We start from the raw sequence: 15516 nt of genomic DNA on the forward strand, positions 1-15516 counted from the left end.
CCCGAAGTGGGTAACCTTCATGTCCCGAACAGCCTTCCAGGCTCCCGGTGACGCGCACGCCAACCGCTGGAAAGCGCTCGTCTTCATCGCGCTCGCCCAGCTGATGGTCGTCCTCGACACCACCATCGTGAACATCGCCCTGCCTTCCGCCCAGCAGGACCTGGGCATCTCCGACGGCGACCGGCAGTGGGTCGTCACGGCCTACGCTCTGGCCTTCGGCGGTCTGCTCCTGTTCGGCGGCCGGGTATCCGACTTGTGGGGCCGTAAGAAAGCGTTCGTCATGGGCCTGGTCGGCTTCGCCGCCGCCTCCGCGCTCGGCGGCGCGGCAACCACCGGCCCGGCGATGTTCGGCGCCCGCGCTCTCCAGGGCGCCTTCGGTGCCGTGCTCGCCCCCGCCGCGCTCTCCCTCCTTGCCGTGATGTTCACGGACGGCAAGGAGCGCGCCAAGGCGTTCGGCATCTTCGGTGCGATCGCCGGTGGCGGCAGCGCCGTCGGCTTCATTCTCGGCGGCGTGCTCACCGAGTACATGGACTGGCGCTGGACGTTCTTCGTCAACATCCCGTTCGCGATCGCCGCGGCGACAGGTGCCTACTTCGTGGTCCGTGAGCCCGAGGGCAGCCGTAACCGCTCCCCGCTCGACATCCCCGGCGTCGTCCTGTCCACCCTGGGCCTGGTCTCGCTGGTCTACGGCTTCACCCGGGCCGAGTCCGACGGCTGGAGCGACACCACGACCATCTCTTTGTTCGTCGCGTCGGCGGTCCTGCTCCTCGCCTTCGTGATCACCGAAGCCAAGCTCAAGGCCCCGCTGCTGCCGCTGCGCGTGGTCATGGACCGCAACCGCGGCGGCGTCTACCTCTCCCTCGGCATCGCGGTCATCGCGACGTTCGGCAGCTTCCTGTTCCTGACCTATTTCCTGCAGGTCGTGAAGGGCTACTCGCCGGTCGAGAGCGGATTCTCCTTCCTGCCGATGGTCGCGGGCATGATGGTCGGCTCGACTCAGATCGGCACGCGTCTGGGGACCCGCGTCCCGGCCCGGTTCCTGATGGGTCCAGGCTTTCTGGTGTCTGCGGTCGGCATGTTGCTGCTGGCCCGGCTGGAGGTCGGCTCGTCATACGCCTCGACCGTCCTGCCGGCGCTGGTGCTGCTCGGTCTCGGCATGGGTACGGCGTTGCCGCCCGCCATGTCCCTGCCCACCCTGGGCATCGAACCCGGGGACGCCGGTGTCGCCTCCGCGATGATCAACACCTCGCAGCAGGTGGGCGGCGCGATCGGCACCGCCCTGCTGAACACGATCGCCGCCTCCGCGACGACCTCGTACGTCAAGGACCACATCGCCGATGCTGCGACGAAGCCGCAGCAGCAGCTGGTCCAGCTGCAGGGTGTGGTGCACGGCTACGCCAACGCCCTCTGGTTCGGCGTCGGCGTGCTGTTGATCGCCACGGTCATTGCCCTGACCCTGGTCAACCGCCGCCCGGCCGGCGAGGACGCCGAGGTCGAGGTGGCGGTCCCGGTGGTTGCCCATTGAGACACCGGTCACCCCCTGAGGAAGGGCGCGAGGAGGGCATGGCCCGGCGCGGTACGCCGCAGTACCCTCGACGCCCTGGTCGGTGAGCACCGCGCACCGGTCGCGCTTGTCGGAGGCGCAGTCCTCGACTGGCCGGACGTCCCCCACGCGTGGCGTCCCGCTGCGGCAGCCGAGAGGCGGGGTGGTGTCCTTGCGGGGTTACTTCCGCTGCTCCCAGTGATCGATGCGCTCGCTGATCTTCTCGGCGGCGGTGCGCAGGTTGTCCAGCTCGGCGGGGTCGAGCACGTCGAAGACGAGGTCGCGTACCCGGGCCACGTGCCCCGGGGCGGCCTCGGTGAGATGGGCGTGGCCGGCCTCGGTCAGGATCGCGTGGGTGTAGCGGCCGTTGGTGGGGTCGGGTTCGCGGCGGACGAAGCCCCGGCGTTCCAGCCTGCTGATCATGTGGGAGAGGCGGGACTGCTCGGAGTTGGCGAGGACGGCCAAATCGCTCATCCGCATGCGGTGTTCCGGCTGGTCGGACAGTCCGGCAAGGACGTAGTACTCGATGTAACTGAGGTCTGCGTCCTGCTGCAGCTGCGCTCCCAGGGCGGCAGGCAGTCTGTGCAGCATCATGGCGAACTGCTGCCAAGTCTCCCGTTCTGCCGGGGTCAGCCAGCGGGGCTGATCGTTCGACGGTTGAGGCTTTTCAGGCATGCCCGGAGTCTATCCGGCATGAACGTTCACGAGACGCGGTTCAGGCTTGAATCTTCATGAGCCAACGGTCTAGGCTATGACATGAAAATTCAAGTGAAGGGTCGGCCTTGTAACGGTCGACCCGTCAAGGAGAAGACCACATGAGTGACCTGAAGATCGCCGTCATCCTCGGCAGCACCCGGCCCGGTCGCAACGGCAAGGCCGTCGCGGACTGGGTGGTAGACCGCGCCGGCGCCCGCGCCGGCGTCGAGTACGAGCTGGTCGACCTGGCCGACTACCCGCTGCCCCACCTGGACGAGGCCATCCCGCCGGCCATGGGCCAGTACCAGGGTGAGCACACCCAGGCATGGGCGGCCAAGATCGCCGAGTTCGACGGGTACATCTTCGTGACCCCCGAGTACAACCACTCCACCTCCGGCGTACTCAAGAACGCGATCGACTACCTGTACGGCGAGTGGAACAACAAGGCCGCCGCCTTCGTCTCCTACGGTTCTCTCGGCGGCGCCCGGGCCATCGAGCACCTGCGGGGCGTGGCCAGCGAACTGCAGCTGGCCCACGTGCGTCAGCAGCTGTCCTTCTCGCTGTTCACCGACTTCGAGAACTTCTCCGTCTTCAAGCCGGCGGAGCAGCACGACGCCGCCGCGACCACTCTGTTCGACCAGCTGGAATCCTGGGCCCGCGCCCTCAAGACGGTCCGGGTCTGACGCCCTGGCCAGCCGGAAGGCGGGCGAGAGGACTGCCATCGCCGTAGCCGAGTGCGAACGCGAACGCCACGCCAGCGGCCTGTCTGGTCGGCTCCGCGGCTGAGCCCGTAGCGGGGCCCTGGTGACCCAGGGCCCCGCTACCGGCGTGATCCAACACAGAGGCTGAGTGCCGCTGGGTCGCCGAACCGCCCGGTCTGCACCTCATCATCGGCATCATCTGCGCCACCCCTCGAGGAGCAGCAGGGCCTCACGTCCCTCGCTTCCCGCCTATCGGTTTCCCGCCGCGGACCGCGCGGACAAGGCCCGACGACGGCTACGACCACGACGTGACGCGTCCTCGGTTACTTCGAACGCGGCGCCATCGGGTCGGCTGCGCCCACAGAGGCATCGTGTCGTCCACCCGCTCGGCCGTCAGGAAACAGATCTGTTTCCATGTGTGTTACATTCGCATCATGGCTAGTGAAAACACCAGGCACCGCTTGGTGGAGCACGCCACCGGCCTGTTCCACCGTGAGGGGTACCACGCCGTGGGCGTGGACCGCGTTGCCGCCGATCTGGGAATCTCGAAGAAGACGCTCTACAAGCAGTTCAGGTCCAAGGGCGACCTTCTGACGGAGGTCCTTGAGCGGTGCCACGACATGGCCGTGCGGGACTTCCCCGACGAGACCGATGACGCCACACCACGTGAGCGGCTGCTGGGAGTCTTCGACGCGCAACGCGTCCATGGCGAGGCTCCCGGGTTCTCCGGCTGCTTCTTCGTGAACATCGGCACCGAGTTCCGCGACCCGTCGCACCCTGCGGTGCGGCAGGCGCGCTCCCACAAGGACCAACTGCACGGCTATGTGCGCCGCCAGGCCGAACGCGCCGGGGCGTCCGAGCCGGAGGTACTCGCGGAGCAGCTCGTCGTGCTGCACACCGGGGCGGCCGACTACACCCTGCTCACCGGCCACTACCCGGATACCGTGCGCGCGGCGGTCGAGGCCCTGCTGACCGCCCACGGCATCGACTAGGCAGGCCCGCCCGTCCGGCGTCGGGCGGCGGTACACATTCCCAAGAACACAGATCACAGCCGGCCGATGCCGGTTGGAGGGACCAACCATGCCCAATTTGACCCATCGACTCGCCCTGCCGGCCTTCACCGCCCGCAACCGCGTGTTCATGGCACCGCTGACCCGCATGCGCGCCGCCCAGCCCGGCGACGTCCCCACCGACCTCATGCGCGAGTACTACACCCAGCGCGCCGGCGCGGGCCTGATCGTCACCGAAGGCACCCAGATCAGCCCCGAAGGCAAGGGCTACCACGCCACCCCGGGCATCCACTCCGAGGAGCAGGTCGCCGGGTGGCGCCGCATCACCGACGCCGTCCACGAAGCGGGCGGCAGGATCGCCCTCCAGCTGTGGCACGTCGGCCGCATCACCCACCCCGCCGTCCACGGCGGCGAGCCGGGCGTCTCCGCCAGCGCCCTGCCGTTCAAGGGCACCACCAGGATCCAGGGCCCCGACGGCAACCTCATCTCCGTCGACGCGCCCACCCCGCGCGCCCTGGCCACCGACGAACTGCCCCGCGTCGCCGACGACTACCACCGTGCGACCCTCAACGCCCGCGCCGCCGGCTTCGACATGGTCGAGATCCACGGCGCCAACGGCTACCTCCTCCAGCAGTTCATGTCCACCAGCAGCAACCACCGCGAGGACCAGTACGGCGGCAGCCTCGACAACCGCGCCCGTTTCCCCCTCGAGGTCGTCGACGCCGTCGTGGACGCCTGGGATCCGGCCCACGTCGGCATGCGCATCTCCCCCATGATCAAGGCCCGCGGCCTGGACGACAGCGACGGCCTGGAGATGGGCCTGCACATCGCCGGTGAACTCAACCGGCGCGAACTGGGCTACCTCCACCTGGCCGAGCCCGACTGGGACGGCGGCCCGGCACTCGACGACGACTTCCGCATCAAGCTCCGCGAGGCGTACGACGGTGTCATCATCGCCGCCGGCAACTACACCCCCGACAAGAGCGCCCGCATCCTGCGCGCGGGCTGGGCCGACGCCATCGCATTCGGACGCCTCTTCATCGCCAACCCCGACCTGCCGCGCCGCCTCGCCGTCGGCTCCCCGTTCAACGAACTCCGGCCCGCGGTCATCTCCGGCGGCGACGCCACCGGATACACCGACTACCCCTCCCTGATCGGCTGACCGGCCGTCGCAGGGCCCGTAACCGAACAGTCCTCGGCCCGAGCGCGCTGGCGGTGTCGCAGCTCCAGTACGGCGATCGGCCCGTCGGCGCTGTTGGTCGCGAACGCGGTGAGCCGCAGCCCGTCGGCGTCGGTGATGCGCAACTGGGCTCCCGGATGGCGACGTTCCTTGCGACGATCAGCCGCATCCCCTTGGGCCGGCTTTTCAGGCAGTCACCGGTGAGTTCGGCGACCCAGGCTCCGTCCCGGATCCCACCGCCCGGTTCGATCGCCGGCGTCCAGGCGGGGGCGGGGACCTTGAGCACAGCCTGGTGAATCTGTTCGGTGATGATCATCCCGACCGAGTACGACATTCGTGACCGCCCCGCCATGCAACGGCCGGGCCTGAGCGCGAGGCCGAGGTGCTCGCGCTCGTCGCCCGTGGGCTGTCCAACAACGCCATCAGCCAGGAGCTGAACGTAAGCGAGGCCACGTGAAAAGCCACCTGCTGCACGTGTTTACCAAGCTCGACGTCAACGACCGAACAGCCGCCGTGACCGTCGCACAGGCCCTTGGCTGGCTACCGCTCCCCTGGCGGCCCCCAGTTCGGGATCGGCCCGACGTTGAACGTCCGGGTCACCGTCCGCCGCGCAATGCGCCAGGCGCCGTCGTGGCGGCGGTACTCGTCGAGATAGGTGGCTCCGCCGGTGACCCAGGTGGTGTCCTGGAGCTGGATGTGGACGATGACGTCGCTGCGGCCGGTAGCGGCCTCCACGTCGACGTCGAGATTGACCGTTCCGTGCGACATGGCCGGGAACATCTGCCACTGCCGTTCGACGGTTTCGCAGATCGCCTCGATACCGGTGAACACCATGTCGGGGCTTAGCTCCCACACAGCGTCCGGCGTCCACACGCCACGCCAAAGCTCGAGATCGCGCAGGTCGCCCGCGACGCAGTACTGGTGCGCCGCGCGGCGCAGGGCAAGCTCGGTCTCGACCCGTTCCAGCCGGGCGATCACCTCAGAAATGTCACTCATGAAAATTCATGATACGGCATCACGCTTGAATCTTCATGAGTTGCCGCCTAGGGTGTGACATGAAAATTCAAGTGAAGGTTCGACCCCGCGTCAGTCGGCGAGCGTCGACCGCTTCGTGCACTGTCATCTGCTGCCGTTCGTGGACGGGCAGCGGCCTCCGGCCGGCTCCGGGCGCCGGTCGCGGTCACGTGACGTGAGCTCAAATGCCGGGTGGAGGGCTCGAGTCGATTGCCACGGCGACGGTGGAGCGATACGCGCACGACATCACCGCCGCAAAAGGCAGGGCAGGCCGCTCAGTGGGCCTCCGTTCGGCGCGGAGGGCCCCGGGAAGGTCTCCGGTCCTCGCAGCGAGGCGATGCGGAAGGAACATGCGTTGACAGAGCAGTTGCGGCTGATGGCGGTCCACGCGCACCCGGACGACGAGTCCAGCAAGGGTGCTGCCAGCATGGCGAAGCATGCCGCTCAGGGCGTGGAGGTCCTGGTGGCCACATGTACCGGGGGAGAGCGCGGCTCCGTTCTCAACCCGAAGCTGCAGGGCAACCCGGAGGTCGAGGCCAACCTCCAGCAGGTGCGGCGCAAGGAGATGGACGCCGCCCGCGAGATCCTCGGCATCAAGCAGGCCTGGCTGGGGTTCGTCGACTCCGGTCTGCCGGAGGGCGATCCGCTGCCTTAGCTGCCCGAGGGCTGTTTCGCGCTGGTGCCGGTGGAGGAGGCGGCCGAGCCGCTGGTCCGGCTGATCCGGGAGTTCCGCCCGCACGTGATCACCACGTACGACGAGACCGGCGGTTACCCGCACCCCGACCACATCATGACCCACACGATCACGATGGCCGCGTTCGAAGCGGCCGGGGACCCCGACGCCTACCCGGAGTCCGGTGAGCCCTGGCAGCCGCTGAAGGTGTACTACAACCACGGCATGTCGATGGCCCGGATCCGCGCCCTCTACGCCTACCTGATGGAGCACGGCCACGAGTCCCCCTTCGGCGAGTGGATCGCCGACTGGGACAAGGAGGGCCGCAAGGAGCGCGAGTTCACCACCCGGGTGCAGTGCGCCGCCTGGTTCGATGTGCGCGACCGGGTGCTGATTGCCCACGCCACCCAGATCGACCCGGACGGCCCGTGGTTCCTGGTGCCACTCGACGTCCAGCGCGAGATCTGGCCGACCGAGGAGTACGAGCTGGCCCGCTCGCTGGTCGACACCTCGCTCCCTGAGGACGACCTGTTCGCCGGTATCGCCGCCGACATCACCGTCTGACCCTGCCCTTGCCGAAGACCCCATCCGCTCGGGTGGGAGGCGGCGTCTCGACTTCGCGGAGCTTCGCGGCCGACCTCGCGCCAGGATGCCTGTGTTGACGCTGATCAGCACGGCAGTGTGGCCGTCCGTCGACCGGAACGTCGGCCGCGGTCCGCAGATGGTGCACCCGGGTCGCCTCGGCCCCGCAGCACGAGTCGGCTCTCGCTTGAATATTCATGTGTCACGTCTTAGGATGTGACATGAAAGTTCAAGTGTGAGGTCGGCTTCGCACCGGACGGTGAGCGCCGGCCGCTTCGTGCGTTAGGGAGAAGACATGTCTCGTACTGTGCAGAGTGTGCCTAGGGTGGGCGGGAAGGCCCGGAACATCGTCCTGTGGGTCCTTCAGATCGTTCTGGCCGGCGTGTTCGTCATGGTGGGGGCTTCGAAGTTGGCCGGCGCGCAGGACATGGTCAAAATCTTCCAGGACGTCGGTGCCGGGCAATGGCTTCGGTACGTCACCGGCTCCTTGGAGCTGGCCGGGGCCGTCCTGCTGCTCGTTCCCCGACTGAGTGCCCTGGGTGGTCTGATACTCACTGGAGTCATGACGGGCGCATTCCTGACCTGCTTGTTTGTGATCGACGAAAGTCCGGTACCGGCAGCGGTGCTGCTCGTCCTGGCGGCAGTCGTCATGTGGAACCGCCGTGAGCTCACGCTCGGCGTCGTCCGCCAAGGCGGGACGTCCGCTTGATCGGTCCGGGCCCGGCCAGAGGGCCCGGCCTCCGTTGCTCATGAAGTCGCACGGTGCCGTCCGCCGCGTAGAGCGGCAATGCCGGAGCGCTTTCGCGCACGTTGCCGGACTGTTGCGGAGCTGAACGGGAGCAGGTCCAAGAGGAGGGCATGTGACGGTCGAAGTGAACAACGCGCCCGGAGCGAACCGCTATTAGGCCCGCGTCGATGGAGCGGCCAGGGTCGCGGGCGTCGCGGAGTACATCCGTATGTCGGCAACGGCTGAATTTCACCCGTTGCCGAGACCGTACGGCAAAAGTCGTTGCGTTCGTGCACACCGAGGTAGCGCCGGAGTATGCGGGCAGGGGAGTCGGGTCCGCCCTGGTCCGCTCCGCCCTCGACGAGACACGCGCCTCAGGGCTCCTGGTACTGGCCACATGCCCGTTCTTCGCGGGCTGGATCGCCCGCCACCCCGAGTACCAGGACCTGCTGTACCAGTCGCGCAGCAAGGTCAGTGACTGAACGAACGACCGAGCAGCCGAACACAAGGTGAAGGAGTCCCGATGAGCGGCAGATCCGAGAAGAAGGCGTACGAGGGGCAATCGATCACGGTCACGTTCGAGGCCAGGCGCTGCCTGCACGCCGCCGAATGCGTCCGTGGCCTGCCGGAGGTCTTCGACACGGCGAAGCGCCCGTGGATCCAGCCGGACGGTGCCGCGGCCGACCGCCTGGCCGAGGTGGTGCGGCGCTGCCCCTCGGGCGCGCTGCAGTACGAACTCGCGGACGGCGGGACGGAGACCCCGGACCGGCCCGCGCGGATCGTCCGCGGCTCCATCGGGCAGCTGACCGTGCGCGGTGAGTTGAGCGTGGAAACCGCGGAAGGCCCGCGCGCCGAGACCAGGGCGATCCTGTGCGCCTGCGGGCAGAGCGGCCATCAGCCGTACTGCGATCACTCGGGGCCCTGCGGTGAGTGATGTCGGGGTGACCGTCCTGCGGAAGCAATGGCCCGGTCCGCGTCGCCGCCGACGGCGGGAACGGATCGGCGGGCACCCTGTGCCAGCCGGATCAGGGCCTGCCTGAAGGACGTCTACGTGCTGCCGCGCGGCATGCTCCCGCTCCTCCAACGGCCCCATCATCGACGGCTTTCGGCGCCCCCGCCGAAGAGACGACAGCCGCCGGGCCGCGGTTCTGCCGCGGGGACCAGGGTGGGGGCACCGGCTCGCTTTGAACGCCCACGCTTGAAGTTTCATACGTCGCCGACATAGGATGTGATATGAAATTTCAAGTAAGTGGGCGCTGCCCTGTACCACTTTCAAACAGTCTCGAGTGCTGCCGAGGAGTCCCACCGTGTCATCCACCCAACAGGCCCCCATCGGCGTGGGCATCGTCGGTCTTTCCGCCAGGCGCGGTTGGGCTTCCCAGGCCCACCTGCCCGCGCTGCAACGGCTGGACGGCTTTGAGCTGCGCGCACTTTCTGCGAGCAGCGCCGAGTCCGCGCGGCAGGCCGCGGAGAAGTATGGAGTCGCGCGGTCCTTCGGGACGGCCGGCGAACTGGCGGGCGCCGACGAGGTCGACCTGGTAGTGGTCACCGTGAAGGTGCCGGACCATCGGGAGATCATCCAATCCGCCCTGGCTGCAGGGAAGATGGTGTTCTCCGAGTGGCCATTGGGCAACGGACTGGCCGAGGCCGAGGAGCTGGCGACCACCGCTGCCGAGCGCGGGGTGCACACTTTCACCGGACTGCAGGCCCGGTCCGCCCCGGCAGTGCGCTACCTGCGCGATCTGGTCGCCGACGGCTACGTGGGCGAGGTGCTCTCGACGAGCCTGGTGGCCTCGGGCGGAGGCTGGGGAGCGGTCTTCCCTGAAAACGGAGCCTACCTGCTGGATCGCGCCAACGGCGCAACCATGCTGACCATCCCGTTCGGGCACACCATGAGTGGCCTGACCATGGTGCTCGGCGATGTCGAGAAGGTCACCGCTGTCACCGCCACCCGCCACCGAGAAGTCAAGGACCCGCAGTCCGGCCGGGTCTACCGGCCCGACGTCGCCGACCAGGTGGTGTTCGGCGGCGTGCTCTCCTCCGGCGCCGTGGCCTCTGTCCACTACCGCGGCGGCATCTCCCGCGGCACCAACTTCCACTGGGAGATCAACGGAACGGACGGCGACCTGGTCGTCACCGGCGACACCGGACACCTTCAGTTGGGCGAGTTCGCCATCGAAGGGGCGCACGGATCCGACGCCGAGCTCAGCCGGCTCACCGTACCCGAGCGGTACTTCGACCCCGAACTCCAGGAGCTGCGCGGCACCCCCGCATACAACATCGGCGCCGCCTACGCGCAGATCCGGCGTGACCTGACGCACGGCGGATCCGAGGTGCCCGACTTCGCCCACGGAGCCCGACACCACCGACTGCTCGACCGGATCGAGCGCGCGGCGGAGCACGCCTGACCCCTCAGCAAGGCGGCTTCGCCACGCGGCGGGAATCCGGGGCGCTTCCGGCATGGCCCATGCGTGGACAGACGCCACCCCGTGGGCAAGCCAGAAGAGCCCTGAACTGCTGGAACGCTCAAGACCCAAGGAGACTCCGAAAGCCGCGGGCGCGGGCGATGTCCATCGCTGGGCCTGGCACCGGCTTGACTGCTGCCGCTGCAACCGGCTTCAGCCACGGCCGCGGCGTCGCCGCACAGACTGCGGTCGGTTTCCGGGACCGTACAAGAGTCCCACTGTCTGCGGATACGTCTGAGTCCGAAGAAGCGGCATGTGCCGGCCGAGGGCGAAGTCGCAGGTAAACGGATCCGCCGCGATACCGCCCGCCAACTCGGCTTCGGACGGGGCACCCACGGCTGCGTCCTCTGACAGGGCATCACCTGGATGTCGCGCAGGTCATGCTAGGTGAGGGGCGCACCCCACAGGCTGTCCTTGCGGGAGCTGAAGGAAAAGCAGCGGGGTTCCGGCGCCGCTGATGGCGGCGGCTGTCGCGTTGTCCCCGTACTTCGGCGGGCCGGATGCTTTTGTGGAGCGGGCGTTCAGTAGGTGGGGCCGTAGGGGCTCCAGTGCCCGAGGAAGGGTTTCAGGTCGTCGGCCCGTGGGTTGGGAATGTCGGGCAGCCGGGGCCGTGTGTTCAATGGGTCGAGGCGCTCCACGGTGGCTGCTGCCCAGCTGATCCATGCTTCGGCCTCGGTTCTGGTCTGCCCCGGTGGCATGGCCTCGACTCGTGTGCGTACCGCGCTTACGTACTCGGTCAGTCGGGTGGCGTGGCGCCATGCCGCTTCCTGGGCTTCAAAGTGCCTGACGCGGTACGCCTCCGCGTACCGGATGCGGGCTTGTTCCATGGCGGCCTCCCCGCGCATGCGCTTCTGGCGTGCCGCTTCGGCCTCGTCCTGGCGTCTGCGTTCGGCGGCTTCGCCGCGAAGCGTGACCTCCAGTGCAATCTCGGCGAGCTGCTCTTCGAGGGCGCGGCCGGGAGCGTCGGCCCATTGGCTCGCCCGGTGTGGCTGGCCGCCGCTGACGATGAAGCGGAGGCGTTTGGACGGGGTGTAGTCGAAGCGGGGGATTCTGACCCAGGAGTGTTTCTTGGCCTCGGTGAGTTCCTTCTCGGTGGCGACGTGCTCGGTCCGGTCCTGTTCCTGAAGGACGAGAAACCCCACGGGCTGGCCCTGTGCGGTGATGGTGAAGTGAGGATGTGCCCTGCGGCGCCGAGGAGACGGGGGTGCGAAGCCGGTCTGCCCCGCCGAGCAGGTGTGTCCTCCGGCCTCGGCGGCGCCACACTGCTGCGGACCGTCTTCGAACAGCCCGACACCGACGCCGTCCAAGCCCAGATGCGGCACGGTACCCACCTACCGTTCTCCGTCTATTAGCCCCACTCGCGGCGTGCGGTGGCGAAGCCGGCCCGCTCCCAGGCGGACCTCGAGTCGTGGTCGGCCTCGTCGACGACGGTGTACAGCGGTGCCGCCAGGTCCGCCAGCATCGCGTCGGCAATGCGGTCGAAGACCGCGCCGTGCCACGCATCATTGCTGATGAAGAGCCGCCCGTCGGGCCGACGTGAAGCGACGCCGCGGCCGACCGTCAGGTCGTCCTCCACGGCGTGCCACTGCGTGTCCGAGACCCGAGTGACCACGACCGGATGGTTGTCCGTGCCCGGAGTGGAATGCACAAAGTTCATAGGTGTTGCCTCTCAGGAGTGCCTTGTTGAGGCGCTCCCGGCGACACCTACGTCAATCGCCCACCGTGACGACATGGGGGAGCACCCACATGGATACAGCCTTCATGGGTCTCACCTCCTCGCGTTCTCTCACGGCTGCCCAGACGCTATCAGCGGGGGCCGGTCAGCCCAACGCATTTATCCGGAGCTCTTGGTGTCCATACCGGGCCGGGCGGCGCCGTGGCCGTGTTCGCCGCCCGGCCCGGGCCCGTCACGAGTGCGGGATGCTCGTGGTCGCAGGTGTCGTCGATGCCGTAGGTGTCCCAGGCGGGGAACGGGTCCCTGGGCGGCAGGCTCTCGCCGTCGGCCATGAGGCAGTCGGTCAGTGCCGCGTGCAGTGCGTCCGCGTGCAGGTGCGTGCCGATGAAGACCAGTTCCTGGCACTCGGGGCTGTCGGCGTCGCGTGCAGCCGAGGGCTCGAAGCGCGCGACGGAGCCGGCCTGTGACCACAGGCCCGTCACGTGCGGACGGCTGGCGAGGGTGAAAAAGCCCTTGGAGCGCAGGATCTGTCCGTATGCGCCGCTGTCGAGTTCCTCGGTCACCAACGTCCACAACCGACCCGGATGGAACGGCAGTCCGGAGCGGAAGACGGTGGAGGAGATGCCGTACTCCTCCGTCTCGGGGACGTGGTCACCGTTGAGCTCCCGCACCCAGCCGGGGGCCTGTTGGGCGCGTTCCAGGTCGAACAGCCGGGTGCCCAGCACGTCGCCCACCCTCACCCTGCCGTGGACGGCCGGGACGACACGTGCGGCCGGGTTGAGGCGGATGAGCGTCGCCCGCAGCCGGTCCGCCGCTTCCTCGTCGACGAGGTCGAGCTTGTTCAGGACGATGACGTCGGCGAACTCGATCTGGTCCATCAGCAGGTCGCTGACGGTGCGTTCGTCGTCCGCGTACTGGTCCAGGCCGTGCTCGGCGAGTTCGTCGCCGCTTGCCAGCTCGGGCAGGAAGTTCGCGGCGTCCACGACCGTGACCATGGTGTCGAGGCGGGCGAGGTCGCCGAGGGTGGCGCCGTCGTCGCGGGCGAAGGCGAAGGTCGCGGCGACCGGCATGGGTTCGGAGATGCCGGACGACTCGATGAGCAGGTAGTCGAAGCGGCCCTCGCGGGCCAGCCGGTCGACCTCCTGAAGCAGGTCGTCGCGCAGGGTGCAGCAGATGCAGCCGTTGGTCATCTCGACCAGGCGTTCCTCGGTACGCGACAGGGCCGCCTCGCCGCCCCGCACCAGGGCGGCGTCGATGTTGACCTCGCTCATGTCATTGACGATCACCGCGACACGCAGTCCCTCGCGGTTGCCGAGGACGTGGTTGAGGAGGGTGGTCTTGCCCGCGCCGAGGAATCCGGACAGGACCGTGACGGGCAGTCGGCCAAGGGGATCGGACGGCATCAACGCTCAGCCCTCGGGGCGCAGCAGCCCACGCTCGTACGCCTTCACCAGCCGCTGAGGCACCAGGTATGACACTCCGTCGACGGTGACCGGCACGAGCGCCGGCGTGCTCGCCTTCCACTGGGCGCGGCGGTGGCGGGTGTTGCTGCGGGACATCTTCCGCTTGGGAACAGCCATGGGAGTCCTCCTGGTTGGGGTGGCGAGTAAAGGCTAGATGAAAATGAACACCATTACGAAGTGATATGGTTCACGCTTCCATGAATTCAGGAATTTGTGTACCGTCGACGATGTGCTGACTGTTGCCTCCGACATCGAGGTCCTGGTTCGGTTTGGCCGGGCGCTCGCCGATCCGATCCGCTGTCGCATCCTGCTCACCCTGCGGGAGGCACCCGCCTATCCCGCCGACCTTGCCGACGCGCTGGACATCTCGCGCACCAGGCTGTCGAACCACCTGGCGTGCCTGCGTGACTGCGGCCTGGTCGTCACCGTCCCCGACGGCCGACGCACTCGCTACGAACTCGCCGACGACCGCCTCGGCCACGCGCTCGACGACCTGCGCACCGCCGTGGTCGCCGTCGAGGGCGACCGCACGTGCGTCGATGCCGAGGAGAAGGGGTGCTGCTGACCATGAGCGCAGAGGCATCCCTGTCCCTCGGCCCCGACCCGGCCAGGCGCGGCGCACTTGCCCGGCGGATACGGCTGCTGGTCGCCGCGACCATCACCTACAACGCCGTCGAGGCGGCCGTCGCCCTCACGGCCGGGGCCCTGGCTTCGTCCACCGCGCTGATCGGCTTCGGCCTCGACTCCGTCATCGAGGTCTCCTCGGCCGCCACCGTCGCCTGGCAGTTCTCCGCCCGCGAGCGCGCGGTGCGCGAGGCCAGGGAGAAGACCGCGTTGCGGATCATCGCGCTGTCGTTCTTCGCGCTCGCCGCCTACGTCACCGTCGACGCCGTACGGGCCCTGACCGGCGCAGGAGAGGCCACGCGCTCCCTGCCCGGGATCGTGCTGGCCGCCCTCTCGCTCGGGGTCATGCCGGTGCTGTCGGCGGCCCAGCGCCGCGCCGGACGGGAACTCGGCTCCGCATCCGCCGTGGCCGACTCCAAGCAGACCTTGCTGTGCACCTATTTGTCGGCGGTGCTGCTGGTGGGTCTGGTCGTCAATGCCGTGCTCGGCTGGTCGTGGGCCGATCCGCTCGCGGCCCTGGTCATCGCCGCGGTCGCGGTGAAGGAGGGGCGCGGTGCCTGGCGCGAGGAGGGGTGTTGTGCGACGCCGGCGGCCGTCGCGCCGGGCGCGGGCCGGCGGGAGGAGGATGCCTGCGGCTGTGCTCCGGGGTGCGACTGCTGCCCTTGACGAAGCCCACTCCGGAGGAAGTGGTGCCGGGGTTCACCGGGGCTGGTCCGCCGCCTGCCGTCGGCCGCAGTCCGGGCACAGCCCGGACAACTCCACCGTGTGCCGGACGTTCGCGAACCCGGAGGTCTGTGCGATGGTGTCGGCCCACTCCTCCACCGGGCCGGAGTCGACGGGCCGGCTCAGGCCGCATTCGGTGCAGATGAGGTAATGGCGGTGTTCGGGTCCCGGGCGGTAGCGGAAGAGGCGTTCACCGCTGGTGTCGCGGACCATGTCGGCCCGGCCGACGCCGGCCAGGGCGGTCAGTGTGCGGTAGACCGTGGAGAGGCCGACTGACGAGCCGGCGGCGGCGAGTTGGTTGTGCAGGGCCTGGGCGCCGACGAAGCCGTCGGCCCGGACGAGTGCCTCGACCACGGTGGTGCGTTGCTGGGTGAGGCGGCCGATCAGCGTGACGTCGCGCGACGGGGTGGGGGTGCACTGGCGGTCGGGTGCCATCGGGT

16 protein-coding genes and 4 pseudogenes are annotated in these 15516 nt (G+C 68.6%); 12 read left to right on the forward strand and 8 right to left on the reverse strand.

The window, feature by feature from the left end; genetic code table 11:
- Positions 1–19 precede the first annotated feature (19 nt).
- Positions 20–1525, forward strand: a complete 1506-nt coding sequence (locus ACFYX0_RS08815; RefSeq protein WP_388968079.1) for an MFS transporter — start codon at positions 20–22, stop codon at positions 1523–1525.
- A gap of 198 nt (positions 1526–1723) precedes the next feature.
- On the opposite strand, the gene ACFYX0_RS08820 is transcribed toward ACFYX0_RS08815, so the two are convergent.
- On the reverse strand, positions 1724–2218 hold the full coding sequence (locus ACFYX0_RS08820) for a MarR family transcriptional regulator (RefSeq protein WP_100829079.1): 495 nt from the start codon (positions 2216–2218) through the stop codon (positions 1724–1726).
- 140 nt (positions 2219–2358) lie between these two features.
- On the opposite strand from ACFYX0_RS08820, the gene ACFYX0_RS08825 reads away from it, so the two are divergent.
- The 3 genes from ACFYX0_RS08825 (at position 2359) to ACFYX0_RS08835 (ending at position 5112) form a co-directional block, all read left to right on the forward strand.
- Positions 2359–2922, forward strand: coding sequence for an NADPH-dependent FMN reductase (locus ACFYX0_RS08825; RefSeq protein WP_388968082.1), 564 nt, complete (start codon positions 2359–2361; stop codon positions 2920–2922).
- A 452-nt stretch (positions 2923–3374) separates the two neighbouring features.
- Positions 3375–3932, forward strand: a complete 558-nt coding sequence (locus tag ACFYX0_RS08830) for a TetR/AcrR family transcriptional regulator (RefSeq protein ID WP_388968085.1) — start codon at positions 3375–3377, stop codon at positions 3930–3932.
- Positions 3933–4020: 88 nt separating this feature from the next.
- Entirely contained in the window at positions 4021–5112 is a 1092-nt protein-coding gene (locus tag ACFYX0_RS08835; protein ID WP_388968089.1) for an alkene reductase, read from the forward strand.
- 29 nt (positions 5113–5141) lie between these two features.
- Here ACFYX0_RS08835 and ACFYX0_RS08840 read toward each other — a convergent pair.
- Positions 5142–5482: pseudogene (locus ACFYX0_RS08840) on the reverse strand (IS1380 family transposase); the annotation flags it as partial.
- A gap of 30 nt (positions 5483–5512) precedes the next feature.
- Here ACFYX0_RS08840 and ACFYX0_RS08845 point away from each other — a divergent pair.
- A complete protein-coding gene (locus ACFYX0_RS08845) occupies positions 5513–5587 on the forward strand; it encodes a LuxR C-terminal-related transcriptional regulator (protein ID WP_388968229.1) in 75 nt (24 codons plus the stop codon).
- An 83-nt stretch (positions 5588–5670) separates the two neighbouring features.
- Here the strand turns inward: ACFYX0_RS08845 and ACFYX0_RS08850 are convergent, their stop codons facing one another.
- On the reverse strand, positions 5671–6126 hold the full coding sequence (locus tag ACFYX0_RS08850; protein ID WP_355910594.1) for a nuclear transport factor 2 family protein: 456 nt from the start codon (positions 6124–6126) through the stop codon (positions 5671–5673).
- Positions 6127–6499: 373 nt separating this feature from the next.
- Here ACFYX0_RS08850 and mca point away from each other — a divergent pair.
- The 5 genes and pseudogenes from mca (at position 6500) to ACFYX0_RS08875 (ending at position 10534) form a co-directional block, all read left to right on the forward strand.
- Positions 6500–7381: pseudogene (gene mca / locus ACFYX0_RS08855) on the forward strand (mycothiol conjugate amidase Mca).
- Positions 7382–7724: 343 nt separating this feature from the next.
- A complete protein-coding gene (locus ACFYX0_RS08860; protein WP_388968093.1) occupies positions 7725–8108 on the forward strand; it encodes a DoxX family protein in 384 nt (127 codons plus the stop codon).
- A gap of 241 nt (positions 8109–8349) precedes the next feature.
- Positions 8350–8608: pseudogene (locus ACFYX0_RS08865) on the forward strand (GNAT family N-acetyltransferase).
- 41 nt (positions 8609–8649) lie between these two features.
- The gene (locus ACFYX0_RS08870) at positions 8650–9060 is read left to right on the forward strand and encodes a (4Fe-4S)-binding protein (protein ID WP_388968096.1); all 411 of its coding nucleotides are present in this window, start codon (positions 8650–8652) and stop codon (positions 9058–9060) included.
- A 373-nt stretch (positions 9061–9433) separates the two neighbouring features.
- The gene (locus ACFYX0_RS08875; RefSeq protein WP_388968099.1) at positions 9434–10534 is read left to right on the forward strand and encodes a Gfo/Idh/MocA family protein; all 1101 of its coding nucleotides are present in this window, start codon (positions 9434–9436) and stop codon (positions 10532–10534) included.
- Positions 10535–11112: 578 nt separating this feature from the next.
- Here ACFYX0_RS08875 and ACFYX0_RS08880 read toward each other — a convergent pair.
- From ACFYX0_RS08880 to rpmF, 4 genes and pseudogenes are all read right to left on the reverse strand, one after another.
- Complete coding sequence (locus ACFYX0_RS08880; RefSeq protein WP_388968102.1) at positions 11113–11922, reverse strand: hypothetical protein; 810 nt, start codon at positions 11920–11922, stop codon at positions 11113–11115.
- A gap of 23 nt (positions 11923–11945) precedes the next feature.
- Positions 11946–12248, reverse strand: a pseudogene (locus tag ACFYX0_RS08885) (GNAT family N-acetyltransferase); the annotation flags it as partial.
- A gap of 149 nt (positions 12249–12397) precedes the next feature.
- Positions 12398–13669 carry a GTP-binding protein gene (locus ACFYX0_RS08890; protein ID WP_388968105.1) on the reverse strand — a complete coding sequence of 424 codons (1272 nt, stop codon included), beginning with the start codon at positions 13667–13669 and terminating at the stop codon, positions 12398–12400.
- Between the two features lie 6 nt (positions 13670–13675).
- Positions 13676–13846, reverse strand: coding sequence for a 50S ribosomal protein L32 (gene rpmF, locus ACFYX0_RS08895; RefSeq protein WP_351204455.1), 171 nt, complete (start codon positions 13844–13846; stop codon positions 13676–13678).
- Positions 13847–13958: 112 nt separating this feature from the next.
- Between rpmF and ACFYX0_RS08900 the strand changes: the two genes are divergently transcribed.
- Together ACFYX0_RS08900 and ACFYX0_RS08905 are read left to right on the forward strand one after the other, a co-directional pair.
- A complete protein-coding gene (locus ACFYX0_RS08900) occupies positions 13959–14294 on the forward strand; it encodes an ArsR/SmtB family transcription factor (RefSeq protein ID WP_388968107.1) in 336 nt (111 codons plus the stop codon).
- 2 nt (positions 14295–14296) lie between these two features.
- Positions 14297–15019 (forward strand): cation transporter, encoded by a 723-nt coding sequence (locus ACFYX0_RS08905; RefSeq protein ID WP_388968110.1) that lies wholly within the window; start codon positions 14297–14299, stop codon positions 15017–15019.
- Between the two features lie 33 nt (positions 15020–15052).
- On the opposite strand, the gene ACFYX0_RS08910 is transcribed toward ACFYX0_RS08905, so the two are convergent.
- On the reverse strand, positions 15053–15511 hold the full coding sequence (locus ACFYX0_RS08910; RefSeq protein ID WP_388968113.1) for a Fur family transcriptional regulator: 459 nt from the start codon (positions 15509–15511) through the stop codon (positions 15053–15055).
- Positions 15512–15516 lie beyond the last annotated feature (5 nt).

Source organism: Streptomyces sp. NPDC002573, from assembly GCF_042889625.1.
Lineage (GTDB): Bacteria > Actinomycetota > Actinomycetes > Streptomycetales > Streptomycetaceae > Streptomyces > Streptomyces gibsoniae.